Origin of the sequence: Promicromonospora kroppenstedtii DSM 19349 (genome assembly GCF_000515355.1) — a bacterium.
Lineage (GTDB): Bacteria > Actinomycetota > Actinomycetes > Actinomycetales > Cellulomonadaceae > Promicromonospora > Promicromonospora kroppenstedtii.
In genome coordinates, this window is the sequence record NZ_KI911640.1 from 35,269 (window position 1) to 43,242 (window position 7,974).

The 7,974-nt window shown below is 72.0% G+C and carries 6 protein-coding genes; 3 read left to right on the top strand and 3 right to left on the bottom strand.

All coding sequences use genetic code 11. The features are described 5' to 3' along the window. Both PROKR_RS07670 and PROKR_RS07675 read right to left on the bottom strand, forming a co-directional pair. The coding region (locus PROKR_RS07670) for a beta-galactosidase (RefSeq protein ID WP_036961500.1) at window positions 1–1,810 on the bottom strand (1,810 nt) is incomplete at its 3' end. Further along, window positions 1,807–2,934, bottom strand: coding sequence for a LacI family DNA-binding transcriptional regulator (locus PROKR_RS07675; RefSeq protein ID WP_157601953.1), 1,128 nt, complete (start codon window positions 2,932–2,934; stop codon window positions 1,807–1,809). The genes PROKR_RS07675 and PROKR_RS07670, both read right to left, overlap by 4 nt. 126 nt (window positions 2,935–3,060) lie before the next feature. On the opposite strand from PROKR_RS07675, the gene PROKR_RS07680 reads away from it, so the two are divergent. Then, entirely contained in the window at window positions 3,061–3,333 is a 273-nt protein-coding gene (locus PROKR_RS07680) for an ester cyclase (RefSeq protein ID WP_211240060.1), read from the top strand. A 57-nt stretch (window positions 3,334–3,390) separates the two neighbouring features. Here the strand turns inward: PROKR_RS07680 and PROKR_RS07685 are convergent, their stop codons facing one another. Further along, on the bottom strand, window positions 3,391–5,184 hold the full coding sequence (locus tag PROKR_RS07685) for a carbohydrate-binding protein (RefSeq protein ID WP_157601954.1): 1,794 nt from the start codon (window positions 5,182–5,184) through the stop codon (window positions 3,391–3,393). A gap of 217 nt (window positions 5,185–5,401) precedes the next feature. On the opposite strand from PROKR_RS07685, the gene PROKR_RS07690 reads away from it, so the two are divergent. Further along, window positions 5,402–6,424 (top strand): LacI family DNA-binding transcriptional regulator, encoded by a 1,023-nt coding sequence (locus tag PROKR_RS07690; protein WP_036961503.1) that lies wholly within the window; start codon window positions 5,402–5,404, stop codon window positions 6,422–6,424. 88 nt (window positions 6,425–6,512) lie between these two features. Beyond that, on the top strand, window positions 6,513–7,781 hold the full coding sequence (locus PROKR_RS07695) for a sugar ABC transporter substrate-binding protein (protein ID WP_036961506.1): 1,269 nt from the start codon (window positions 6,513–6,515) through the stop codon (window positions 7,779–7,781). Window positions 7,782–7,974 lie beyond the last annotated feature (193 nt).

Here is a 7,974-nt window from a genome sequence, read left to right on the forward strand (position 1 = left end):
GCGTGGTCACGGCGGGCCAGCGCCCGAAGTGGGGGTGCTCGTACTCGACCAGCGGGTCGGCGTCGAGCACCTGCAGGCCGTCCACCCAGCTCGTGGCGTGGGCATCGGCCAAGGCCTCGGCGGGGACGTCGAACCCGTCCGTCCCGTGCACGGGCAACGGCGCGTCGATGCTGGCGAACTCGTCGTAGAAGACGCCGGCTGCCGCGCTCAGGTGGGCGGGCTTGCGCTCCGCGCGGGCCCGCGCCTCCTCGTCCTCGTAGCCCGTGCGGATGCCGAGCACCAGATGCCCGCCGGCCGCTGCGTACCGCTCCAGCCACTGCAGCCAGTCGTCGTCGGCGATCGTGACGCCCGCGGCGACCAGGACCGGCTGCTCGCGCGCGGCGTCCTCGGGGCTGCCGCCGGTGAGCTGGGCGTCGTGCACGAGCCGCGCCTGCAGGCCGGCGTCGAACGCCCCGCGGTAGAAGGAGTCGAAGACCCGGTGCCAGCCGCGCGGGTCCGGGCCCGCACCGCCGCCGAGCTGCGGGAACTCCGCCAGGGACCACTTGCTCGGGTTGGACCAGACCAGCGCGACGTCGGCGTCCGGAGTCAGGTTGGCCACGGCCGGACCGGCCGCGCGCAGCTCGGCGCCGAGCTCCGCGATCTGCCGGTAGACCCGGCCCGGCTCCAGCGAGTGCGGCAGGATGCCGCCCCAGTACGTCTCGGTACCGTAGGGCAGCGTGTGCCAGTGCCAGTACTCGATCATCGTGGCGCCGCGCGACACCAGCGCCCAGGCGGCCTGACGCCACTGCCCGTCGTAGGCGGGCTCGTTCAGCCAGGGTCCGCCGATCGCCTGCGCGTTGGTCTCCGTCACCAGGAACGGCGCCTGCTTCGAGGAATACATGCGGTCCGCCGTCGCGTACAGCGACCATGTGCCCGTCGTCATCCAGGCCTGGTCGGTCTCCACGTTCGGGGGCAGTGTCAGGTGGTCGCGCATGCGGTAGTACGGGTTGCCCGCGGTCACGTCCAGCTCGCGCGTGAGGGCGTCGTCCTGCACGGTCGGGCGCTCGTAGGAGATGCAGGTCGTGACGAACTGGTCCTCGCGCGCGTACTCGCGCACGACGTCCGCCTGCCAGCCGATGAAGTCCGTGGTGAGCTGCGCCTGGAACCGGCGCCAGGCCAGCGCGTACTGCGGCTGCGCGTTGCCGGACGGCGTCCACAGGTCCGCCCAGGAGGACAGCCGGTGGGACCAGTACGTCAGGCCCCATTCCTCGTTGATCCGCTCCACCGTGCCGTAGGTGCCGCGCAGGTGGTCCACGAACCGCTCGAAGACCTGCCGGTTGTGGAAGATCTCGTTGCCGGGCTCGTTGTCCACCTGGAAGCCGACGACGGCGGGGTGGCCGGCGTACCGGGCGGTGACGGCGCGGATGACCCGCTCGGCGTGGAACAGGAACGCCGGGTGGGTGTAGTCGATCTCCTGGCGCGCGCCCCAACCCATCTCGCGGCCGTCCTCGCGCACCACGTTGATCTCCGGGTACAGGCGCGCCAGCCACATCGGCACCGCATAGGTCGGGGTACCGAGCACCACCTTGATGCCGCGCTCGTGCGCGCCGTCGAGCACCGGCTGGAGCCAGTCCAGGTCGAAGCGCCCGTTCTCGGGCTCCCAGGTGGACCAGACCGACTCGCCGACGCGGATCACCGAGAAGCCCGCCTCGACCATCAGGTCCAGGTCCTTCTCCAGGCGGCGTCCGAGGCGGTCCTCGGCGCGGTGGTACTCGTAGTAGTAGGCGGCGCCGAACAGGACGCCGTCGCTCAGGTGGTGCAGGGGGTTCATGCTGGCCTCTCGGGTCGGGTGGCGTCGGGTCCGCTGGCGTCGGGTCCGCTGGCGTCGGGTCGGGTGGCGTCGGATCTCTTGCCCGACGGCGCCCTGCCGGGCGGCGGTGCCGTGCTGTCCCGGACGACGAGCTGGGTCGGGACCAGCCGATGCCGCTCGGCCGGCGGGCGGCCCTCGATGGTGCGGACGAGGTGGTGCACGGCGAGCCGGGTCACCTCGGCGAAGTCCTGGCGCACCGTCGTCAGGGGAGTGGACAGGAACTCCGCCTCGGGCGCGTCGTCGAAGCCGACGACGCTGACGTCGTCCGGCACCCGCAGGCCCGCCTGCTCGACGGCGCGGATCGCACCGATGGCCATGTGGTCGTTGGCGGTGAAGATCGCGGTGACGGGGCCGCGGCGCAGCAGCTCGGCGGTGGCCTCGTACCCGGAGCCGGGGGTCCAGTCACCGTGCACCGCCCGGACGGGTTCGAGGCCGGCGTCGGTCAGGGCCTCCCGCCAGCCGGCGAGCCGTCGTGCCGTGGCCGCCCAGCCCTCGGTGCCGGCGACGTGGTGCACGGTGCGGTGCCCGAGGGCGAGCAGGTGGTCGGTCGCGGACCGCGCGCCGGACGTCTCGTCTGCGCCCAGGACCAGCTCCTCGGGGCGGTACCCGGCGACGAGGGACCCGCCCGCCGGCGAGCCGAAGCTCAGCACAGGCAGGCCCGCCGGGATGCGCAGGCCGGCGTGGCCGACGTCGATCGGCTCGGCGAGCACGAGGCCCGCGATGTCCTGGGTGACGAGCTCGTCGATCGCCGCCTGCAGGTCGGCGGCCCGGTCGCCGCGGGTGCGCGCGACGCTCAGGTAGTAGCCCGAGCCCCGCAGGGCGCCGTCGACCCCCTCCAGGATGGACGCGGGCCCGTACAGCGACGTGCTCATGGTGACCATGCCGATGCGCTGGTTCCGGCGGGTCACCAGGGCCCGGGCCGCGGCGTTGGGCCGGAAGCCCATCTCGTCGATCGCGGCCTGGACCCGGACGCGGATCGCCTCGGTGACGTGCGGCTCGCCGTTGACCACTCGCGAGACGGTCTTCTGCGAGACCCCGGCACGGCGGGCGACGTCCGTCATCGCCACCCGTGGTGTCGCACCCATGCGTCGCTCCCTCGCCGACCCTGCTCACGCCGTCCTGACTACGTAGTCAAGGCGGCGAGCACACCACGGGCACGGCGGTGCGGTCAAGACGTGCGTCCGCTCGGCGGAGGTCGTTCTACAGTGGCCGTGGAACGTGGCAGGTGGAACGCGGCCCCGGACCTCATCTATGAGGCGCGGCTCGTGGTCGCCGGCGGTGACCAGGTCGCCTGCCGCCTCGTCTTCGACTGCGTCCCGGTCGGCGAGTTCCTCGGGTTCCGGCCGGACGGCGCGCGGCTGCGGTTCGCGGAGCACGTGTTCTACCGCTACGAGGACGGTCGCATCGCGGCCGTACGGTCCATGATCGACCGCGCCGCGGTCGCGGAGCAGCTGTCCGGCCGCGACGTGAGCGCGCTGCGGTGAGCCGGCCCGGGGATCGGTCGATCCCCGGACCGGCTCACCGGGCGAGCGCGCCGCGGGTCAGGACAGCGTGATGCTGTCGAGCTCGGCGTACCCCGTGCCGCCCGGGAAGAACGGCGAGCCCTTCGCCAGCCGGATCACGTTGTAGCCGGCCCGGAGCGAGACGGACACGTTCGTCGTCGCGAACTGGCCCCACCCCGCCGTCGGCGGATAGGACACCGTGGAGAACGCGCCGCCGTTGTACGCCAGCCCGTGGGTCGACGTCGCCCCGGTGCCGTTCGCGTACCGGACCGCCATCGTGTACGTGCGGGCCGTCGGCACGTTCACCGTGAAGTCCACGAAGCTCTGCGAGCGCATGTCGGCGGTGCCGTCGATGCCGCCGACGTACGAGCCGTTCGACGCCGCCGAGGAACCCCGCGTCTGCGCGTTCACGACGTTCGCGTTCTCGGCCTCGTAGACCTGCTGCCAGCTCGACGTCGGGCCGCCTGCCGGGGTGACGAGCACCTGGTAGGCGCCCTCCGCCGTCATCCCGTCGACCGGGACGGTGACGCTGCCGTTCGAGACGGTCATGGTCGAGGTCGACAGCACCGTCGGTGCCGCGACGTGCGTGTGCCGCCCGCTGCCGGGCACCGCGTTCACCGTCACCCGGACGGACGAGCCGAACGAGCCCAGCCCGTTGACCCGCACCTGGTTGTTGCCGCTGTCCCCGCCGAGCACGACGTTGACGATCTTGCGGCTCGAGTCGTACGCCGCGACGCCGTCGAGCCAGCTCTGCGGCGTGGTCCGCACGATGTTGCCCGCCTGTGCGCCGTACCAGCGGTAGGCCCAGTACGAGGCCGTCGGCTGGCCCTGGAGCGTGAAGAGGCCGTCGAACGTGCCCGCCTCGAACCAGTACGCGCGGTGCGCCTCGCGCGCGCCGTGCCGTTCCAGCACCGAGATCCAGTGCACCGCCACGCTCGGGATGTCCATCTGGTTCAGCGAGTTGTACTCGTTGATGGCGATCGGGCGGGGGCTGATGCCGAGCTGGTTCTCGATGGCCCGGTAGTCGGCGACGTGGTCGTCGAACGAGTTCCAGTCCATGTCGCCGAGCTCGTGCCAGACGATGACGTCGGGCAGCGTGCCGGTGTCCCTGGCATGGGTCAGGAACGACAGCATCCGGTTGTGGCTGTAGTACGAGTCGCTGGGGCCCACGATCGGCGTCACCGGGTCGAGCGACCGGACCAGACGGTGCGTGCGGGTCCAGCCGTCGTTGAACGAGCCGGCCGCCGACGTGTTCCAGGTCCAGTCGGGCTCGTTCCACAGCTCCCAGCCGCGGATGTTCGTCGTCGACGTGGCCGCGAGGCGTTTCTGCACCATGGTGCGGACCTTCGACTCCCAGTCCGCCCAGCCCTGCCACTGGTAGGGGAACGACGGGTAGATGTCGGGCATCCGGACGAGCTGCTGGGCGCCGGCGCGCGTGATGTTGCCGGCCACGTCGAGCGCGTCGCAGCAGGGCTCGGTGGCGCCGTTGCCCAGGTGGGTCGTGCCGGGCGCGGGCTGGGTGAACCCGCTGGGGCTCAGCGGCAGGAGCTGGTCGGTGGTGGGCTTCGAGTCCGAGCCGACGCCGTACAGGCCGCCCGAGCCGACGTGCGTCACGGGCCGGACGACCGAGCCGACGTCGACCGTGAGGGTGTTGCCGGCGGCCTGCGCCGGGCCGGCGGGGGAGACCAGCGCGATGCCCAGGACGAGGGCGAGGACGCTCAGGTGCGACAGGGCTCGTCTCGGCAGTGCTCGCTTCGGCAGGCCTCGCTTCGGCAGGGCTTGTCCTGGCACGGCTCGATGTGACGGGGCGCGATATGACAGGGCTCGTTTCATGGAATCTCCTCGTTGAGATGGCGAGCGATCGTGCGAACCGGTTCGACGTTCAGGTGCACCTCGACGCTAGTTTCGAACGGAGTGTCCCGCAAGAGTGCCAAATGTTCGTTCTTGCGCTCCGCCGACATCTGTGGCTACAGTCGAACCGGTTCGCAACGGACGCGAACCCAGGCCGCGAGCAGAGCAGCTGCGGCGGCCGAGCACACAAGGAGGCGCAGTGGCCACCATCGGAGATGTCGCCCGGGCGGCGGGGGTGTCCCGCAGCACGGCGTCGTACGCCCTGTCGGGGAAGCGGGCGATCTCGGCGGACGTGCGTCGCCGGGTCGAGGAGGCGGTCCGGGAGCTCGGCTACACGCCGAACGCCGGGGCGCGCGCGCTGGCCACATCGCAGACGATGGTGATCGGGTTGCTCGCCCAGTTCCTCGAGGACGAGTTCGCGCCCGCGATGCTCCAGTACATGCTCGGAGTCTCCAACACGGCCCGCGAGCTCGGCTACGACATCCTGCTGGTGTCGGACGCCGACGGCACGCGCGCCCTGCGCCGCATCACCGACTCGCGGATGGTCGACGGCATCGTGCTGCTCAACGTCGCGGAGCGGGACGAGCGCCTGCCGATCCTGCGGTCCGCGGCCCAGCCGGGCGCGCTCGTCGGGCTGCCCGCCGACTGCACCGGGGTCGACGTCTTCGACCTCGACTTCGAGGAGGCGGGCCGCGTCATGGTGGACCACCTCCACCGGCTCGGGCACCGTGAGGTGGCCCTCGTCTCCCAGCCGGAACACGTGATCGAGCGTGGGGGTGCCTACGTGTGGCGCCTGCAGAACGCGGCCGTCGAGGCCGCGCGTGCCCGCGGCATCACGCTGCACCCCGTCTCCGCCGCGGCGCACCAGCCGGACGTCGGCCGTGACCTGAACGCCCTGCTCGACGCACACCCCGGCGTCACCGGGCTGCTGGTCCACAACGAGGCCGCGGCGGCCGCGCTGCCCACCGTCCTGCACGAGCGCGGCCTGACCGCACCGGAGGACCTGTCCGTCGTGGGCCGGTACTCGGACGAGTTCGCCCGCACCTTCTCCCTGCCCTACTCCTCGATCGAGAGTGCCCCCGACCGGCTCGGCCGCATGGCCGTGCGCCAGCTCGTGCGCCGCATCGAGGGCGAGGTGGCAGCCGACGAGCCGCACGTCGTGCGGTTCGTGACCCCGGAGCTGGTCGACCGGGGAAGCACCGGCGCACCCCGCACCACCTGACCCGTACCCACCAGCACCACCCCGCATCACCCCCGCATCACCGTCCGGCCGACGTCGTCGTCGGGCCGGGGACGTTCAAGGAGGAACCATGCAGCACCTGCGGCACAAGCCCGTCACCACCCTCGCGGCAGTCGCCGCACTCGCGCTGGCCGGCGGGCTGAGCGCCTGCTCGTCCGGCGGGTCCGGCTCCGGCGGGGCCGCGAGCGGCGGCGACGACAGCACCTACACCTGGTGGGACCCGTACCCCCAGCACGACGACGCCTCGGACTGGGCCGGGCGCGTCCAGGCCTGCGGCGAGGAGGCCGGCGTCACCATCGAGCGCACGGCCTACGACACGACGGCGCTGACCAACCAGGCGCTCCTGTCGGCGCAGGAGGGCACGTCGCCCGACGTCATCCTGATCGACAACCCGGCCGTCTCCACGCTCGCCGACACCGGGATCCTGACCACCGTCGACGAGTTCGGCCTGGACACGTCCGCGATCGACCAGAACCTGCTCGACGCCGGCGTCGTCGACGGCGAGGCGTACGGCATTCCGATCGGCGCCAACACGCTGTCGCTGTACTACAACGCCGACGTCCTGAAGGACGCCGGTGTCGACCCGGCGTCGATCACCGACTGGGACTCGCTGACCGCCGCCCTCGCCCAGGTCAAGGACGCGGGCCACAAGGGCATCACGTTCGCGGGCATCGGCACCGAGGAGGGGTCCTTCCAGTTCCTGCCGTGGTTCTGGGGTGCGGGCGCCGAACTGACCGACCTCGACTCGCCCGAGGCCGTCGAGGCCCTGGAGCTGTGGAAGGGCTGGCTCGACGAGGGGTACGCCCCCAACACCGTGATCAACAACTCCCAGAACACGGTGTGGGAGGAGTTCCTGACCGGCGACTTCGCCTTCGCGGAGAACGGCACCTGGCAGGTCAACAGCGCCGCGGAGGCGGAGTTCGAGACCGGCATCGTGCAGCTCCCGGCGAAGGACGGCGGCGCGGCCCCCGCCCCGACCGGCGGCGAGTTCATCGTCGCGCCCGTCCAGGAGGACACGGCCCGCTACGACGTGACGCGCCAGATCGTGGAGTGCATGACGACGCCGGAGGGCTTCGTCGAGACGGCCAACACCTTCGCGTACTACGTGCCGCCGACCGCCGAGGGCCAGGAGCAGCTGGTCGCCGACAACGCCGACCTGGAGCCGTGGGTCGAGGCGGTGCAGAACGCCAAGGGCCGCACCAGCGACGGTCTGGGCACCGACTACCCGGTGATCTCCGAGGCGCTGTGGACCGCCGTCCAGAACGCTCTGTCCGGCGCGGCGACCCCGCAGGAAGCGCTGGAGACCGCCCAGTCGGACGCGGAGTCCGCGACCAGCTGACCCGCCCGGCCCTGCCCCCCGTCTCCGTCGAGCGCTGGACATTCGCCCGAACTGCCCGTCGAAGGGCGAGTGTCCAGCACTCGACGAGGCGCGGGCGACCGACCGACCAACCGACCGAGGAAGCTTTCTGATGACCACCACCGAGGCCGTTGCCGCGGCGGGCGCGCCACCTGGCGCGGACCGCACGCCGGCC

What these genes read in the sequence shown, in the direction of transcription:
- PROKR_RS07675 (WP_157601953.1), bottom strand. Translation starts at nt 2,934, where the DNA reads ATGGGTGCGACACCACGGGTGGCGATGACGGACGTCGCCCGCCGTGCC.
- PROKR_RS07695 (WP_036961506.1), top strand. Translation starts at nt 6,513, where the DNA reads ATGCAGCACCTGCGGCACAAGCCCGTCACCACCCTCGCGGCAGTCGCC.
- PROKR_RS07685 (WP_157601954.1), bottom strand. Translation starts at nt 5,184, where the DNA reads ATGAAACGAGCCCTGTCATATCGCGCCCCGTCACATCGAGCCGTGCCA.